The 17,056-nt window shown below is 71.4% G+C and carries 9 protein-coding genes and 2 rRNA genes (1 of these 11 running past the window's edge); 9 read left to right on the forward strand and 2 right to left on the reverse strand.

The features are described 5' to 3' along the window. The 3 genes from O7542_RS27010 to O7542_RS27020 all read left to right on the forward strand — a co-directional run. A 23S ribosomal RNA gene (locus O7542_RS27010) occupies window positions 1–2,430 on the forward strand (it extends 679 nt beyond the left edge of the window). 78 nt (window positions 2,431–2,508) lie between these two features. Beyond that, a 5S ribosomal RNA gene (gene rrf / locus O7542_RS27015) occupies window positions 2,509–2,625 on the forward strand. Window positions 2,626–2,923: 298 nt separating this feature from the next. Continuing rightward, entirely contained in the window at window positions 2,924–3,550 is a 627-nt protein-coding gene (locus tag O7542_RS27020) for an NADPH-dependent F420 reductase (protein WP_069089577.1), read from the forward strand. 58 nt (window positions 3,551–3,608) lie between these two features. Here the strand turns inward: O7542_RS27020 and O7542_RS27025 are convergent, their stop codons facing one another. Then, window positions 3,609–5,426: a VanW family protein gene (locus O7542_RS27025; RefSeq protein WP_205799042.1), complete on the reverse strand. Its 1,818-nt coding sequence runs from the start codon at window positions 5,424–5,426 to the stop codon at window positions 3,609–3,611. A 185-nt stretch (window positions 5,427–5,611) separates the two neighbouring features. Between O7542_RS27025 and nudC the strand changes: the two genes are divergently transcribed. Then, the gene (nudC, locus tag O7542_RS27030; RefSeq protein ID WP_043327813.1) at window positions 5,612–6,511 is read left to right on the forward strand and encodes an NAD(+) diphosphatase; all 900 of its coding nucleotides are present in this window, start codon (window positions 5,612–5,614) and stop codon (window positions 6,509–6,511) included. On the opposite strand, the gene O7542_RS27035 is transcribed toward nudC, so the two are convergent. Next, window positions 6,408–7,676 (reverse strand): polysaccharide biosynthesis protein, encoded by a 1,269-nt coding sequence (locus O7542_RS27035; RefSeq protein WP_166457827.1) that lies wholly within the window; start codon window positions 7,674–7,676, stop codon window positions 6,408–6,410. The two genes, nudC and O7542_RS27035, sit on opposite strands and share 104 nt — an antisense overlap. A gap of 169 nt (window positions 7,677–7,845) precedes the next feature. On the opposite strand from O7542_RS27035, the gene O7542_RS27040 reads away from it, so the two are divergent. From O7542_RS27040 to O7542_RS27060, 5 genes are read left to right on the forward strand one after another with little or no spacing between them, the layout of a single operon-like run. Next, complete coding sequence (locus O7542_RS27040) at window positions 7,846–9,585, forward strand: hypothetical protein (RefSeq protein WP_166457826.1); 1,740 nt, start codon at window positions 7,846–7,848, stop codon at window positions 9,583–9,585. 41 nt (window positions 9,586–9,626) lie between these two features. After that, window positions 9,627–9,788: a hypothetical protein gene (locus O7542_RS27045; RefSeq protein ID WP_157539048.1), complete on the forward strand. Its 162-nt coding sequence runs from the start codon at window positions 9,627–9,629 to the stop codon at window positions 9,786–9,788. A 9-nt stretch (window positions 9,789–9,797) separates the two neighbouring features. After that, window positions 9,798–10,622, forward strand: a complete 825-nt coding sequence (locus O7542_RS27050; RefSeq protein WP_064446837.1) for a glycosyltransferase — start codon at window positions 9,798–9,800, stop codon at window positions 10,620–10,622. Further along, window positions 10,619–12,067, forward strand: coding sequence for a glycosyltransferase family 4 protein (locus tag O7542_RS27055; protein ID WP_205799028.1), 1,449 nt, complete (start codon window positions 10,619–10,621; stop codon window positions 12,065–12,067). The genes O7542_RS27050 and O7542_RS27055 overlap by 4 nt, the downstream gene beginning before the upstream one ends. Beyond that, entirely contained in the window at window positions 12,061–16,956 is a 4,896-nt protein-coding gene (locus O7542_RS27060) for an alpha-(1->3)-arabinofuranosyltransferase family protein (protein WP_281605381.1), read from the forward strand. The genes O7542_RS27055 and O7542_RS27060 overlap by 7 nt, the downstream gene beginning before the upstream one ends. The last annotated feature ends 100 nt before the right edge of the window (window positions 16,957–17,056 follow it).

Consider the following 17,056-nt stretch of genomic DNA (forward strand, 5'->3'; position numbering starts at 1 on the left):
TGTGGCGAGGTTAACCCGTGTGGGGGAGCCGTAGCGAAAGCGAGTCTGAATAGGGCGTTTTTAGTCGCATGCTCTAGACCCGAAGCGGAGTGATCTAGCCATGGGCAGGCTGAAGCGCGGGTAAGACCGCGTGGAGGGCCGAACCCACCAACGTTGAAAAGTTGGGGGATGACCTGTGGTTAGGGGTGAAAGGCCAATCAAACTCCGTGATAGCTGGTTCTCCCCGAAATGCATTTAGGTGCAGCGTCGCGTGTTTCTTGCCGGAGGTAGAGCACTGGATGGTCTAGGGGGCCCACAAGCTTACCGAAATCAGCCAAACTCCGAATGCCGGTAAGTGAGAGCGCGGCAGTGAGACTGCGGGGGATAAGCTTCGTAGTCGAGAGGGAAACAGCCCAGATCACCAGCTAAGGCCCCTAAGCGTGTGCTAAGTGGAAAAGGATGTGGGGTCGCATAGACAACCAGGAGGTTGGCTTAGAAGCAGCCACCCTTTAAAGAGTGCGTAATAGCTCACTGGTCAAGTGGTTCCGCGCCGACAATGTAGCGGGGCTCAAGCACACCGCCGAAGCTGTGGCATTCACATTTTAACTTCGCCTGGCCTTGATGCCAGGTGCAGGTGTGTGGATGGGTAGGGGAGCGTCGTGCCGGGGGTGAAGCAGCGGGGTGACCCAGTTGTGGACGCGGCACGAGTGAGAATGCAGGCATGAGTAGCGAAAGAAGGGTGAGAAACCCTTCCGCCGGATGACCAAGGGTTCCAGGGCCAGGCTAATCCGCCCTGGGTGAGTCGGGACCTAAGGCGAGGCCGAGAGGCGTAGTCGATGGACAACGGGTTGATATTCCCGTACCCGCGAAAGAGCGACCCTGACGAACCTCGTTGTGCTAACCACCCAAACCGGCCAAGACCTTCGGGTTGAGGTTGGGGAGCGTGGGAACCTGGCGGGTAGTAGTCAAGCGATGGGGTGACGCAGGAAGGTAGCTGAGCCCGGCCGGTGGTTGTGCCGGGGTAAGCGTGTAGGCCGTGTCGTAGGCAAATCCGCGACACATGGGGCTGAGACGTGATGCCGAGCCGATTCAGGTGAAGTCAGTGATCCTATGCTGCCGAGAAAAGCCTCTAGCGAGTTCTTAGCGGCCCGTACCCCAAACCGACACAGGTGGTCAGGTAGAGAATACCGAGGCGATCGGGCGAACTGTGGTTAAGGAACTCGGCAAATTGCCCCCGTAACTTAGGGAGAAGGGGGGCCGGAGACGTGAAGCCCCGCGCGGGTGGAGCGTTGTATGGCCGCAGAGAGCAGGGGGAAGCGACTGTTTACTAAAAACACAGGTCCATGCGAAGAAGTAATTCGATGTATATGGACTGACGCCTGCCCGGTGCTGGAACGTTAAGGGGACCTGTTAGCCCGCAAGGGCGAAGCGGAGAACTTAAGCGCCAGTAAACGGCGGTGGTAACTATAACCATCCTAAGGTAGCGAAATTCCTTGTCGGGTAAGTTCCGACCTGCACGAATGGCGTAACGACTTCCCCACTGTCTCAACCACAGGCCCGGCGAAATTGCAGTACGAGTAAAGATGCTCGTTACGCGCGGCAGGACGGAAAGACCCCGGGACCTTTACTATAGCTTGACATTGGTATCTGAATTAGCTTGTGTAGGATAGGTGGGAGCCGGTGAAGCCTATACGCCAGTATGGGTGGAGGCAATCTTGAAATACCACTCTGGTTGATTTGGGTATCTAACTTCGGACCGTTATCCGGTTCAGGGACAGTGTCTGGTGGGTAGTTTAACTGGGGCGGTTGCCTCCTAAAGGGTAACGGAGGCGCCCAAAGGTTCCCTCAGCCTGGTTGGCAATCAGGTGTTGAGTGCAAGTGCACAAGGGAGCTTGACTGTGAGACTGACAGGTCGAGCAGGGACGAAAGTCGGGACTAGTGATCCGGCACTGGCATGTGGAAGCGGTGTCGCTCAACGGATAAAAGGTACCCCGGGGATAACAGGCTGATCTTCCCCAAGAGTCCATATCGACGGGATGGTTTGGCACCTCGATGTCGGCTCGTCGCATCCTGGGGCTGTAGCAGGTCCCAAGGGTTGGGCTGTTCGCCCATTAAAGCGGTACGCGAGCTGGGTTTAGAACGTCGTGAGACAGTTCGGTCCCTATCCGCCGTGCGCGTAGGATACTTGAGAAGGGCTGTCCCTAGTACGAGAGGACCGGGACGGACGAACCTCTGGTGTGCCAGTTGTCCCGCCAGGGGCACGGCTGGTTAGCTACGTTCGGAAGGGATAACCGCTGAAAGCATCTAAGCGGGAAGCTCGCTTCAAGATGAGGTATCCCACCCACTTTGTGGGGTAAGGCCCCCAGCTAGACGACTGGGTTGATAGGCCGGAAATGTAAGCCCGGTAACGGGTTCAGTTGACCGGTACTAATAGGCCGAGGACTTGACTACCAAGCTGCTACGCGTCCACTGTGCAACTCTGAACAAACGATCACCCACAGGTTGGGTTGGTTGACATGTTCATAGAGTTACGGCGGTCATGGCGGAGGGGAAACGCCCGGTCACATTCCGAACCCGGAAGCTAAGCCCTCCAGCGCCGATGGTACTGCACTCGGGAGGGTGTGGGAGAGTAGGACACCGCCGGACAACCTTTCGTTTCAGGGCCACCCCTCACGGGGGTGGCCCTGAAACGCGTCCACCCCGAAAACCGGTCCTCATGCCGACGCGCGTGAACGGTGGACCACCCACCACTTCCCCGAACAGCCGAACCGGCCACCACACCGCCTGGATTCGGGCCGGCCGACGGGAATCACCACGTCGGCCGCGTCAGTCTCGTACCGTCGAGCCGGGACCTCTGACAACGGCCACGCCGGTGGGCCGAAACGTGACATGGCGTACGTCGGGACCGTGATCGGGGCCGACCGCACGGGGTACAGGAGTGGACATGGAGATTGGAATCATCGGGTCGGGGCACATCGGGGGCACCCTCACCCGTCGTCTGCGTTCACTCGGCCACGACGTCGCGGTGGCCAACTCCCGCGGGCCGCAGAGCCTCGCCGACCTGGCCGCCGAGACCGGCGCCCGGGCGGTGTCGGTGGAGGAGGCCGTGCAGGGCGCCGAGCTGGTGGTCATCGCGATCCCGCTGAAGGCGGTGCCGCAGCTTCCGGCGGCGCTGTTCGACGGCAAGCTGGTGGTCGACGCCAACAACTACTACCCCCAGCGGGACGGCGACATCGCCGAGCTGCTCGACCGCAGCCTCAGCTCCAGTCGCTGGACCGCTGACCACCTCAAGGGCGCCCGGGTGGTGAAGGTCTTCAACAACATCCAGGCGGCGCACCTGATGGACGAGGGCAAGCCGGCGGGTACGGCGGGCCGGATCGCGTTGCCGGTGGCCGGCGACGACGCGGACGCCAAGCGGATCGTGATGGGCCTCGTGGACGATCTGGGCTTCGACCCGGTCGACGCGGGCACCCTGGACGAGAGCTGGCGGCAGCAGCCGGACACGCCCGTCTATGGCACCGACCGGGACGCCGACGGCGTACGCGAAGGGCTGGCCGCGGCGCGGCCGTGACAAGCATGGGAAAGGCCCCGCCGGATGCGTCCGGCGGGGCCTTTCCGTGTGTCGTGGATCAGTCGTCGCCCGGCTTCGGGGCGCAGATGAAGCGCGGCTCGGCGTCGTAGCGCCAGCTGAACTTCTCCCGCTTGACGACCTTGCCGTCCTTCTTGATGACCCGGAAGGCGTCCTGGGCGAACCCGACGGCGCCCGCGGCGGGGATGCAGGACGGCCCCGGGGTCAGGTACACGGTCTTCGGCTGGGTGATGTTGCGGCGGGGGCCGTACTCCGTCTTGACGCTGTCGTAGATCTTGGTGCTCCAGATCGAGACGGTGATCGAGCTGGACGTGTACGAGGTGTCGATGAGCACGCCGTGGGGCGTGTTGTTGCGGAACTTGAAGTCGAGCTGCGGCCAGTAGATGGTCGACTCGATCACGGCCGGGTAGCGGCTGAAGTAGAACGAGTGCGGCTTGTGCTCCACGTCCTCCAGCCCGGCGTAGTAGGTGGCGTTGAACAGCGTGGTGGTGAACTGGGAGACGCCGCCACCGACGCCCGGCACCAGCTTGCCGTTCACGATCGTGGGCGCGTCCTTGTATCCCTGGTCGTAGCCGCGTTCGCCGGTGTGCCCGTTGAGCGAGAACGTCTCACCCGGCTTCACGAGCGTGCCGTCCACGTCCTTCGCCGCGCGGACGATGTTCTGGCTGCGCGGGGAGGAGAGGCCGCCGGTGAAGTGGGTGGTGAAGGTCGACACCCGCTCCTTGATGCCCAGCTTCGCCAGCTCCGCCTCGGTCAGCTCGGGCGCGGCCGGCTTGAGCTCGGCGGACACCGTACGGCCCTCGGACTTGGGCAGCACCGCGAGCAGGGCCGGGCCGAGCGCGGCGGCGTCGACCTGGCGGCCGGCCTTGCTGGGCACCACCTTCGGCTTGCCGCCGCTGATGGTCAGCCCGGCGTCCTGCGGCTCGACCTCCAGCTTCGTCAGCCGGTCGCCGAGCGCGGCGCGGAGCCGCTTGACGTCGACCTTCGGGGTGAGCGTGCCGGCGTCGTCGGCGGAGAAGCGCAGTGCCCGGGCGATGGCGGCGGGCGGGATGGTGACCGAACCGCCGTCGGTGGTGAGCGTCACCGGCGCGGCGACGGCGGGCCGGGCCAGCTCGGCGACGAGGCGGTCGACCTCCTCACGGGTGGTGGCGGGCCACTTCTCGACGAGCGGCACGGTGACCGGCTCGGCGGCCAGCCAGCCGGCCTTCACCACAGCGGTGGCGCCGTCGGTGTCGACGGTGAGCGCCGGCTTCGGGTAGACCGGCTTCGGGGTGGTGCCGGTCCAGATGATCGCCGGCATCGTCATCTCGCGCCCCTGCGAGCCCATCACCTTCCGCAGGGCGGCCTCCAGCTTGGGCCGGTCGACGGTGACCACCGGCTCGACCGTACGGGAACCGACGAGCCGGCTCACCGCGTGCGCGTCGGCCTTCGCGGCGGCCGCCACAGTGGCGTCCACGTCGATGGCGAGCCCCACGTCGGACGGCTTGAGCTCGGCCTTCTTCTCACCGACGGTGACCGCCAGCGGGGCGTTCAACGCCTCGGCCCGGCGCTCCAGCTCGGCGCGGAGCGCCGCCGCCGCCTCCGCGCGGCTGCGCCCGCCCAACTCGGTGCCGAGCACCGTGGTGCCGCGGGGCACGTCACCGGCGTACGCGTAGGCGCCCAGGCCGACGCCGCCGGCGAGCACGGCCGCGACGATCCCCCCGGCCAGCAGCAGCCGGGCCCGTCGCGAGCGTGTGGGCTTGGCCGCGCCGCCTCCGGGCGGTGTGGCGACCGGCTCCATCTCGACGCCGGGCCAGCTCACCGCCGCCACCTTGATGGTGGGCCGGTCGTCGGCAGCCGGCATCTTCTCGCCGTACATCGTCACTGCAACCTCGATCGGAAGTACACGCGGGGACCGCTTCCCCCGCGGGAGACACCTACGGTAACCAACGCCCGGGCGCGCCGGGAGTCTCCGGCCCGGCGTCGTGTCGGGGGTTCGGCGGTGTCGGCCCGATCACCCGATTCGGGGCCGCGCCCGGGCGCGGATCGTGGCACGGTGAGCGGGTGCTGGCGTACGGCGGTGGGTGGCTCGACCGGGCGGCGGCGCTGCGCGGTGACGCGGAGTGGCTGGCCGGGCGGCTGGCCGATCCGGTGAGCGTGGTGTTGCCGCTGTGGCGGGACCGCTGCCTGGTCGACGCGGCCGGTCCGGTCCGGCTCACCGGCGAGCACGCGTCCCGCGTCCGGTCGGCCGCCGGGGAGACCGTCTTCCTGGGGCTCGACGACGACGTCGCGGTGTTCGCGGCCGATCTCTCCGCGCTCGGCGAGCGGGCCGCCGTCGAGTTGGCCGCCGCGACGCGCGCTGTCGATGTCCGGACGCTCGTGGGCCGGCTCGACCCGGCCGGAGCGGCGGTGCAGGCGTACGCCCGGGGGTTGCTGCTCTGGCACCGGCAGCAGCGGTACTGCGGCGCGTGCGGCGCCCGGGCCGTGGCCGGTGGCGGCGGGCACATGCGGACCTGTAGCGGTGGGGAGTGCGGGCGGCTGTGGTTCCCCCGGATCGAGCCGGCCGTGATCGTGCTGGTCGAGGCGCCCGGCCGGACCGGGCGGTGCCTGCTGGCCCGGCACGCGGGCGCGGCCGAGGGCAGCTATTCGACGCTGGCCGGCTTTGTCGAGGTCGGCGAGAGCCTGGAGGACGCGGTCCGCCGGGAGCTGGCCGAGGAAGCGGGCGTCACCGTCACCGACGTGGTCTACCAGGGGTCGCAGGCGTGGCCGTTTCCCGCCGGGCTGATGGCGGGTTTCCGGGCTGTCGCCGTGTCCGAGGAGGTCCGGGTCGACGGGGTGGAGTTGCTGGCGGCGCGCTGGTTCAGCCGGGCGGAGCTGCGGGCGCGGGTCGCGGCAGGGCGGCCGCTGGGCCGGGTGGACTCGATCGATCACCGGCTGCTGGGCGACTGGCTCGCGGAGGGCTGAACACCATCACCAGCGCGGTTCCCGCGGCGGTGGCGAGCGCGCACCACATGATGCCCTGGAACGTGCGGGGCGCGACGGTGGTGGTGAGCACGGCCAGGACGGCCGCGGCGACCCAGAGCGGCGCGGACGGCCAGCGCGCGCCCGCCGCAATCTTCGCGTTGACGGCCGCGAAGATCAGTGCGTAGAGCGCGCCGGTGGCGGCGAAGAACGGGGCGTACCTCCCCAGGGACGTGTAGTCCTCGCCGCCCACCAGCCGGAACGCGAACCCGCCGGCCAGGGCCGAGGCGGCGACGAGCACGACGCCGCAGCCGGCGACGATGGCGAGCACGACGGTACGGACCCGGTTGTCTCCCACGGCGAGCCGGGGCAGCGCCAGCACCACGATCACCTGGGGGGCCCAGAGCGCGCCCTTGGTGAGCACGGTTCCGACCGCGTACGCCCCGGAGTCGGCGGGCGAGAGCAGCTGGCGGGCGAAGATCAGGTCGGCGTACGACACCGCGAGCATCGCCAGCGCGGCGGTGCCGGCGCTCGCCACCTGCCGGATCCGCATGGTGGCGGCGACGTCGTTCCCGACGGGCCGGTCGGGGCGGGCGATCCAGGCCAGCGCCGGTAGCACGAGCCAGGCGGTGAGCATGCCGGCGAGCAGGGTGACCACGACGTCGGCGTCGAGGACCAGCGCGACGATCATGCCGCCGTACCGCCCGAGCGCCACCACCCCCATCGCCCAGGCGAGACGGACGAAGCGTTGCTCACCCTGCAGTTCGCCGAGCCACCGGGCGGCCAGGACGACAGCGACAGTGGTGCCGGCGACCAGCGCCACGACGGTCGACGACAGCCGCAGACCGGTGATCATCAGCGGCGCGGCCACGACGACGGCGCCGCCGGCGACCGCCGTGGTGACGAGGCTGACCCGGTGCGTCGGCGCGCCGGGGTGGCGGGCCCGGTGCACAGCGACCGCCATCTGCAGCCCCACGCCGGCGACGCCGGCGATCGCGACGAGGGCCAGCGTCGTGGCGAGGACGCTCAGCTCCTCGACCGGCAGGTACCGGGCGCCGAGCATGGGCAGCAGGTAGGCGAGCCCGTTCGTCGCCATCGCGGCGACCGCGACGGCCGCGCCGGCGGTTCCCAGGCGGCTTGCGCCGGGCCCTGCCGTGGTCTCTGTCATCGCGCCTCATGTCGGTGTCGCCGGTGGAACGGGTTCGCCTCGAACCTCGCGTCGTCGTCGCGGCTCGCTCGTCGACGTCGTGAGGCAAGCTACCGTCCGTACTCGCCCTGTGCCTAGAGTGCTGTCCGGAGCCCCGGGTGCGACGTCGGGCCCGCTTCCGTCCAGGTTCATGGGGGTCCGTGTGCGTCGAGCGTCACCGAGCTTCGGTCCGGCGCTGTCGCGGGCCGCCGTCGCGCTGCGCCGCTGGTGGCCGGAGACGGCGCTCGGTGTCGGCGTGGTCGTCGCGATCCTCGGCCCGGTGCTGCGCCGTGGCTTCGTCCTCCGTTACGACCTGGTGTTCGTGCCGGACCCGCCGTTCGGCGCGGTGGTCTGGGGCAGCGGCTCCGAACTGCCGCGTGCGGTACCGAGCGAGCTGCTCGCGGTCGGGCTGTCGCAGGTCGTCCCGGCCGACGTGGCCCAGAAGGTGCTCCTGGCCGGCTGTCTCGTCCTGGCCGCGGTGGGCGCCGCGCGGCTGGCGCCCGTCGGTCATCCGCTGGCGCGGGTCGCCGCCGGGCTCGCGTACGTCTGGAACCCCTGGGTGTACGGGCGGCTGCACCTCGGGCAGTGGGCGGTGGTGGCGGGGTTCGCGGCGTTGCCCTGGGCGTTCGCCTGGGTGCTGGGGGTGCTCCGGCCGCCGCCCGAGGGCACCGGCCCGGGGCGGCGTTCCGCAGTGGCCGGAGGGGCCGCGGTGGTGCTGGGCGGCCCGGCGATGGTGCTGGCGGCGGTGTTCGCCTGTGCCCCGGCGCTGGCTCTGGCGCGCCGGTGGCGGGCGTTTGTGTCGGGGGCGGCGACGTTGGCCGGCCTGACCGCTCCGTGGTGGCTCGCGCTGGTGAGCCGGGGCGGCGCCGTCGACGTCGACGAGCGGGGGGTGGCCGCGTTCGCGGTCCGCGCGGACACGCCACTCGGCGTGCTCGCCAGCGTCGCGACTCTGGGCGGCGTGTGGAGCCGGAACGCCGTGCCGGTCGGCCGGGACCAGTGGGCGGTCGCCCTGATCGCGCTGGCGCTGGCCGGCGCGGCGCTGTGGGGGTACGTGCTTACCCGTCGCCGCTGGCCGTCGGCGGCCTGGTGGGGTCTGCTCGCCGGCGCGGTGCTGGGCACTGTGGTCGCGGTGGCGCCGGCGTGGCCGCTGGGCGCGCAGTGGATGGCCGCGCTGGTCGAGCACGTTCCGCTGGCCGGCGCGGTCCGGGACGGCACCCGGCTGCTCGCTCCGCTGGCACTGGTGCAGGCGGTGGGTCTCGGGATGCTCGTGGAGTCGCTCGTGACGACCGGCGCCCGGGCGCTGGCCCCGCTGCTGGTGGTCGCTCCGGTGCTGCTCATGCCCGGTCTGGCGTGGGGTCTCGGTGGTCAGTTCGACACGGTGCGGTACCCGGCGGAGTGGGCGGCGGTGCGCGCCGAGGTGAACCGGGATCCGGCCGGGGGCACCCTGGTGTCGCTGCCCTGGTCCTCGTTCCGGGCCTATCCGTGGGCGGGGAACGTGCCGGTGCTCGATCCGGCCTCGCGGGCGTTCCGCCGGCCGGTGGTCGGGGACCAGGACGTGCTGGTCGGCCAGGACCGGATCCGTGGGGAGAGCCGGGAGGCGGACCGGGTGGCGGCGGCGTTGGCGGCGCCGGGTGATCCGGGACCGGATCTGCGCCGGCTCGGGGTGCGGTATGTGCTCGTGCAGACGGACCAACCGGACGCCGCGCAGGTGGAGGGCCGGTTCGTGAGCGCCGAGCTGGTCCGGCGGGACGGGGCATTGACGCTGTTGCGTCTGCCGGATTCCGATTTCTCCGGTTCGTCCGGTCGCATCGGCATAATGCCGGTCCTGGGGTATTCGGTACTGGGGGCCACCCTGGTGATCGCCCTTTCGCACCGGGTCAAGCGGCAGTGACGCATGTTACTCTTCGGTACCTTTTTCCGAAGGGATCATCGATGAAGGCATCCTTCAATCCCCTCCTCACCGCGGTAGTCGCCGCGGCGGTGGGTGCCGTGCTGGGAATCCTGGCCGTCTCGATCGGGGCGTCCACCCTCGGCAACAGCAACAGCAAGCCAGCGAGCGTGGAGCAGCCCATCATCGTGTACGGCGAGCGCTGACGGTGCGGCATGGAGGTCCCCCCTCCTGACGTCTCGTCAGAACTGGTCGTACTCGACGTCGTGGTGCCCGCGTACAACGAGGCGCTCCGGCTGCCCGACACCCTGGTCCTGCTCCGGGCGGCGCTGGCCGAACTCGGCGTGCCCTGCCGGGTCACCGTGGTGGACAACGCCAGCGACGACGGGACCAGCGCCGTGGTGGTGAACGCGCCGCCCGGCCCGGTTCCGGTCCGCCTGCTCTGGTGCGGCGAACCGGGCAAGGGCTTTGCGGTGCGTCGGGGTGTGCTGGCCAGCGACGCCCGTTACGTAGGCTTCTGTGACGCCGATCTGGCCACCGCGCCGGCCGCTCTCGCCCAGGTGCTCAATCTCCTGTACGACGGCGCAGACGCGGTGGTCGGGTCGCGGGCCCACCCCGAGTCGGTCGTCGAGGAGCGGCACAGCGTGCTGCGACGCTGGGGCGCGGTGGCGTTCCGGGGCGCGGTCCGGCAGGTGGTGCGCGGCGTCAGCGAGACGCAGTGCGGGTTCAAGTTCTTCCGCAACGACGTCGCCCGGCGGGTCTTCGCGCCCCTGCGGTGCGGTGGATTCGCGTTCGACGTCGAGGTGCTGGGCCGCGCCGAGCGGGCGGGCGCCCGCCTGGTGGAGATTCCGGTCAGCTGGGTGGACGTACCCGGCTCCCGCTTCTCACCGGTCCGGCACGGCTGGCAGAGCTTCGTGGACGTCGCGAAGATCAACTGGTGGCTCCGTGGCGCCGACGTCGCCCCGGTGATGCCACTCGTCACGCTTCCGGTCACGCCGGACGTCACCGGCGGCACGGCCGCCGTTGGAATGCGGCCGTGAGTGTCGGAACACCCTCTACCGACGCGGCACCCACCACCGACGCCACCGTGGTGGGCCGCCGGGTCGTGGTGCTCAACTGGAAGGACCCCTGGCATCCTGACGCCGGGGGCGCCGAGGTGTACGCCTGGCAGGTCGCCCGCGACCTGGTGACCGCCGGCGCGGAGGTCACCTTCGTCACCGCGCGCCCGAACGGGCAGCCCGGCGACGAGGTCCGCGAGGGCATCCGGATCGTCCGTACCGGCGGCCGGTGGACCATCTACCCCCGGGTGCTGGGCTGGCTGGCGCGCCACCGCCGGCAGTTCGACGCGGTGGTGGACTGCCAGAACGGCATCCCGTTCTTCAGTCCGGCGGTCCTGCCGGCGGCCGTGCCGGTGATCTGCGTGATCCACCACGTGCACGACCGGCAGTTCCGGTTGTACTTCGGCCCGGTCGTGGGTCGCTTCGGCGCCTGGCTGGAGGGACCGGTCGCCCGGCGCGTCTACCGCCGCGCGGTGACGCTCGCGGTCTCCCCCTCGACGGCGGTGGCGATCCGGGAGCGGCTGCGCTGGACCGGCCCGGTGGTCGTGGCGCCCAACGGCGCCGACGCGTCCCGGCCGGCCGCCGCGGGCGTGACCCGCGCCGACCGGCCACGTGTCGTCTGCGTCGGCCGGGTGACCCGGCACAAGCGGGTGGACCTGGTGGTCGACGCCGTGGCCCGGCTCCGGGCGCAACGGCCCGACCTGCGTCTGGACATCGTCGGCGGTGGGCCGGACGCGGCGAGCGTCCGCCGGCTGGTCGACGAGCGCGGGCTGAACGACATGGTCACCGTGCACGGCCACCTGCCCGCCGCCGAGCGGGACGCCCTGCTGGCCGCCGCCTGGTTGCACGTCTCCGCCTCGTGGGGTGAGGGCTGGGGTCTCGTGGTGGTGGAGGCGGCCGCCGCCGGGCTGCCCACTGTCGCCTTCGACGTGGACGGGCTGCGCGACGCGGTCCGGCCGGGCCGTACCGGATGGTTGGTCGACGAGGGTGAGGATCCGGCGCAGAACCTGGCCGCCGGCCTCGACCGCGCGCTGGACTCCCTGGCGACGCCCGGAGAGCCGGAACGGATGGCCGCGGAGTGCCGGCGGTGGAGCGACTCGTTCCGCTGGACCGACACCGGCCGGCGGGTGCGTGCGGTCCTCGGGGATCTGCTGACGCCGCGCCCGCTGCCCTGGGCCGCCGGGAACACGTCGGTGGTGGTCCGGACCGACCAGCCGGAACGCCTTCTGGCCCGGGTGGCGCCGCTCCTGCCGCGTACCCGGCACGTCGCGATCGACGGGCAGAACCTGCTGCTCCTGGTGCCGGCCGCCGAGCCGGCCGCCGTCCGGCAGGCGCTGCTGCAGGCGGGGGTCGCAGCCGACGACATCGACGAGCGGAACGCCGGAGCGGACGAACTGCTCACCGGCGTTCCGGTACGGCAGTGCTGACCGCCTGGTCGACCGCTCGCCGTACCCCCGGAATTCCGAGCGCCACGGTGTCCCTGGCGGTGTGGCGCCTGCGCGAGCTACTGGTCTGTCTCGCGCTGATCGGTCTCTGCGTCACCCAGGAGCCCGGGCTCATCGTGCCCGAGACGAAGCTGGACATGGCCCTGGACCCGGGCGGTTTCCTCGCCCGCGCGGCTCACCTGTGGACCGGGGACTGGCAGTTCGGCACGCTCCAGAACCAGGCCGTCGGCTACTTCTTCCCGATGGGCCCGTTCTTCCTGCTCGGTGAGGCGGTGGGCCTGCCGGCCTGGCTGGTCCAGCGGCTCTGGATGGCGACCCTGCTCTGCGTCGCCCTCACCGGCGTGGTGCGCCTGGCGCGCGCCCTCGACCTCGGCGGTCCGGGATCGCGTCTGGTGGCCGGCGCGATCTTCGCGCTGTCCCCCCGGGCGCTGTCCCTGGTCGGCACGGTCTCGCTGGAACTGCTGCCGTACTGCGTCGCCCCCTGGGTCCTGCTGCCACTGGTCAAGGGGGCCGCGGGCGGTTCGTTGCGGCGGGCCGCGGCGCTCAGCGGGCTCGCTGTGGTCTGCATGGGCGGCGCGAACGGCGCGGCCGTCGCGTGCGCCGTGCTGCCGGCGTTCCTGTACGTGGTGACCCGTGCGCCCGGCCGGCGGCGGATTCGCCTGCTGGCGTGGTGGACGGTGGCGATGGTGGCGGCCACCTTCTGGTGGCTGGTGCCGCTGCTGTTGCTGCAGCGCTACGGGTTCCCGTTCCTCCCGTACACCGAGAGCGCGGCGGTCACGACCAGCGTGACGTCGCTCCCGTCGGCGGTACGCGGCAGCACCCACTGGGTGGGTTACCTGGCCGTCGACGGCGTGCCGTGGTGGCGCGCGGGATGGGCGCTGGTCACCACCCCGTGGATGATCGTGCTCACCGCCCTGATCGCCTGCGTCGGCCTGGCCGGGCTCGCCCGTCGGGACCTGCCGGAGCGGCGGTTCCTGCTCGTCGGCGCGCTGGTCGGCCTGCTGGCCCTGACCGCGGGGAACCTGTCGACCGGGGGCGCCGCGTTCGCGTCGCCGATGCGTGAACTGCTCGACGGTCCGCTCGCCGCCCTCCGCAACCTGCACAAGTTCGACGTCGTGATCCGCCTGCCGCTGGCGCTGGCCGCCGCGCACATGCTGGACACGGTCGGCCGGATCGCGCTCATCCGCCGCTTCACGCGCCCCACGAACATGGCGCCCCGGCGGGTGGCGCTGGGCGCGACCGCCGTCGCGCTCGTGGCGGTGACCAGCGGCGCCGGGATGGCGGGACTCGCTCCGGGCGGCGGCTTCCACGCGCTGCCCGAGCACTGGCGGCAGGCGACCGGGTGGCTCGACCGGCACGCCGGGCCGGGCACCACCCTGCTGGTTCCCGGCTCCAACTTCGCCGAGTACAACTGGGGACGTCCGCTGGACGAGCCGGTGCAGCCGCTGCTGGACTCGCCGTGGGCGGTGCGGGCGCTGGTGCCGGGCGGATCGGCTGGCAACTCGCGGCTGCTCTCCGCCATCGACGAGCGGCTCGCCTCGGGCACCGCCTCGCCCGGACTGGCCGACGTGCTCAGCCGGCTCGGCGTGCGCTACCTGCTCGTCCGCAACGACCTCCGCCAGCCGGTCGGCGGCATCGCCTGGCCGGTCCTGGTACACCGCACGCTTGACAGCGCACCGGGCCTGTTCCGGGTCGCCGCGTTCGGCCCGGCGTCCGGGGTGAAGCCCGACCTGAACGGGGCGTGGGACTACGGCCTGCACGAGCCGTACCCGGCGGTGGAGATCTACGAGGTGGACCGGCCGACGCCCCGGGCCACGCTGACCGACGCCGCGCTGCCGCTCAACCTGGTCGGCGCGCCGGAGACGTTGCTGGACCTCAGCGACGCCGGTGTGCTGGGCAACCGGCCGGTGATCCTCGACGGCGATCCCCCGCTGGTCAGCGACGGCGGCACCGTGCTCGCCGACAGCCTCCGGGACCGGGAGGTCGACTTCGGTCTGGTCCGGGGCAACACCTCGCGGACCCTGACCGAGCAGGACCCGACCCAGTTGGAGCGCCTGGAGCACGACATCCTCGACCCGGCGTGGCGGTCGTCGATCACCTCCTCGGCGTACGCCGGGGTGGCCGACGTCCGGGCGTCGTCCAGCGCGGCGGACGTCACCGGTCCGGCCGGGCTGCGCGACCCGTCGGCCACACCCTTCGCCGCGGTCGACGGCGACATCGGCACCGCGTGGTTGTCCGACGGCGCGCGCAAACCGGTGGGCCAGTGGGTCGAGCTGCGCTTCGCCGACCCGATCGAGGCCGACTCGGTGGAGGTGCAGGTGATGGGCGACGAGGTGATCGGCGCGCCGGTCACCTCGGTACGGGTCAGCACCGAGGGCGGTTCCCAGGTGCACCCGGTGACCGGCGCGGGCCGGTCGACGGCGCGGTTGCCGCTGCCCGCCGGCCGGAGCAGTTGGCTGCGGGTGACAGTCGAGAGTGTCGCGGACGCCGACGTTCCGGGCCGCCGGGCGGGTATCCGGGAGCTGAGTGTCGCCGGGGTGACGCCCGAGCGCTACCTGCGACTGCCGGAGGTGCCCGCCGACGCCGTCGCGCCCGAGGTGGTCGCGCTGGCCCGCAAGGCCACCGATCGATCCGCCTGCGCGGTCGCCGGTGACCACTACCTGTGCGCTCCCGACCTGATCCGGCAGGGCGAGGAGACCGGGCTGGTGCCCCGGCGCTTCGACCTGCCGGACGCGATCCCCACCCAGCTCACCGGCCTGGCCCGGGCCACGCCCGCCACCGCGCTCGCGACGTACGACGAGATGACGGGCGGCGAGACGTTCACGACGTCGAGTTCGTGGTTCGCCGACCCGGTCGCCTCGTCGAGGTCGCTGGGGGACGGGGACGACGGCACGGCCTGGTGGGCGGATCCGAGCGATCCCCAACCGACAGTGAAGATGCGCTGGGCCACCGCGCGCAAGGTGAGCTGGGTGCGGCTGCGGTTCGCGGAGAGCCTCGTCGCGGCGCCGCCCAGGACGGTCCGGATCACCGGTGACGACGGCATCCGGGAGGTGACTGTCGACCTGGACGGTGTCGCCCGCTTCCCGGCTCTGCGTACCCGTGGGCTCACCGTTGCAGTGACCTCTACCGTGCCGAGGGTCAGCCGGTCGACGGCGCTGTTCGAGCCGCAGTCGCTGCCGGTCGGTCTCAGCGGCGTGGACGTGCAGGGCGTGCCCGAACTGAACCAGCCGCGCGGCCTCGACCGTGAGGTGACGCTCCCGTGCGGCGCGGGGCCCACCATCGTGGTCAACGGGGTGAAGGTGCCCACGACGGCCACCGGGACGCTGCGCGACCTGCGCGACCTGCGGCCCCTGCGCTACCGCGCCTGCGCTCCCGCCACGTCGTCGGGCCGGGCCGCGAAGGCGGGCGCGGAGCAGGTCACGCTGCGGGCGGGCGGCAACGAGGTCTCCGCCCCGGCGGACCGGTTCGTCGTGGACAGCGTGATCTTCAGCGGTACGCCGGCCGAACGGCCCGTCGTCGCCGCGTCGCCGCGCCGGGCGTTGAGCGTGGTCGACTGGGACGACCAGCGCCGGTCGATCGAGATCGGTGCGGGTGGCGGCAGCTACCTGATGGTTCCGGAGAACGCCAACGCCGGCTGGCGGGCGACGCTCGACGGGCAGGAGCTGATCGCGGCCCGCCTGGACGGGTGGAAGCAGGGATGGTTCGTGCCGGCCGGTCCCGCCGGCCGCGTCGAGCTGGTCTTCACGCCCGGCGAGCACTACCGGATCGTCCTGTTCGTCGCCGGGGGCCTGTTGGTGCTGCTGATGGTCGGGGCGCTGATTCCCGCGCGCCGCCATCGACCCGCGTACCCGGTGGTGCCGACGATGATGCCGACCGCGCCGCTGCTCGCGGTGGCGGTGCCGGCGCTGCTCGGGGGCCTGGTCGGGCTCGGCTGCGCCGCCGCGGTGGTGGCGCTGCACCGGCGCCGCACGCCCGGCCCGGCATGGATCTGGGTGCCGGCCGCGCTGGGGCTCACCGTCTACGGGACCGAGCGTCTGTGGCTGCCCCGGGTCGGCGCGGAACGGGTGGCGGAGCTACTGGTCCTGTTGCCGACCGGGCTGCTCCTCGTGGCGGTCGCCGCTCTCGTGTTGCGGTTCCGTCGGGTCCGCGGCCGGTACGAGGCGAGTTCCGAGGCCGGCCGGGCCGGCGCCCTGAAGCGCTGGCGCCGGCGTCGCGGCCCGGAGCGGGAGGTCGGGCTCGACGGCCACGGGCCGGCGGCGGCCACCGAGCCGCCGCAGCCGTCGCGCGGGCCGCTCGATGAGGTAGTAGCTGGCCGTCGCGACCGGGACGGTGAGGGCCAGGGTGACGGCGAGGAGAACCCAGAACGAGCTGTTCATCCGGGTGAATCCGAGCAGGCGGAAGCAGACCTCGAGCGCGAGGAGGTGCCAGAGGAAGATGCCGTAGGAGATCCGGCCGAGGAACATGACCGCCCGGTGGCTGAGGAGAGCGCGGGGCACCCCGCCGGACCCCGGCCCGACGAGGGGGGCGATCAGGCACCAGGCGACGAGCAGGAACAGCAGGTGCTCGGTGACCGACTCGACCGGCTTGGCGGGTTCGACCCCGCGCGGGCCGGCGATGGGCGTGCTCGCGATCCAGAGCAGCGCGCCGGCGATGAGCCAGGACGTTCCCGGGGCGAAGGTGAACACGCGCAGGCCGCGCGGCGTGGCGGACCACAGGTCCTCGTCGCCCCGCCCAGACCCGTCACCGGTCAGGCCGGTGAGGAACGGGGTCGAGGTCGTGCCGACGGGCCACGAGGCGAGCACGGCCAGCATGATGCCGATGCCGAACCAGTCGAGAAAGGCGGGCAGCCAGAGCACCGCGAGTCCCGGTAGAGGCGAGTCGGGACCGTGCGCGTACGCATTCCAGATGAGGCCGGCAAGGACGAGTACGGCACCGAACGCCAGTTGGCGCCGGGCTCGCCCGAGCGGGGTA

Origin of the sequence: Micromonospora sp. WMMC264, from assembly GCF_027497275.1 — a bacterium.
Lineage (GTDB): Bacteria > Actinomycetota > Actinomycetes > Mycobacteriales > Micromonosporaceae > Micromonospora > Micromonospora chalcea.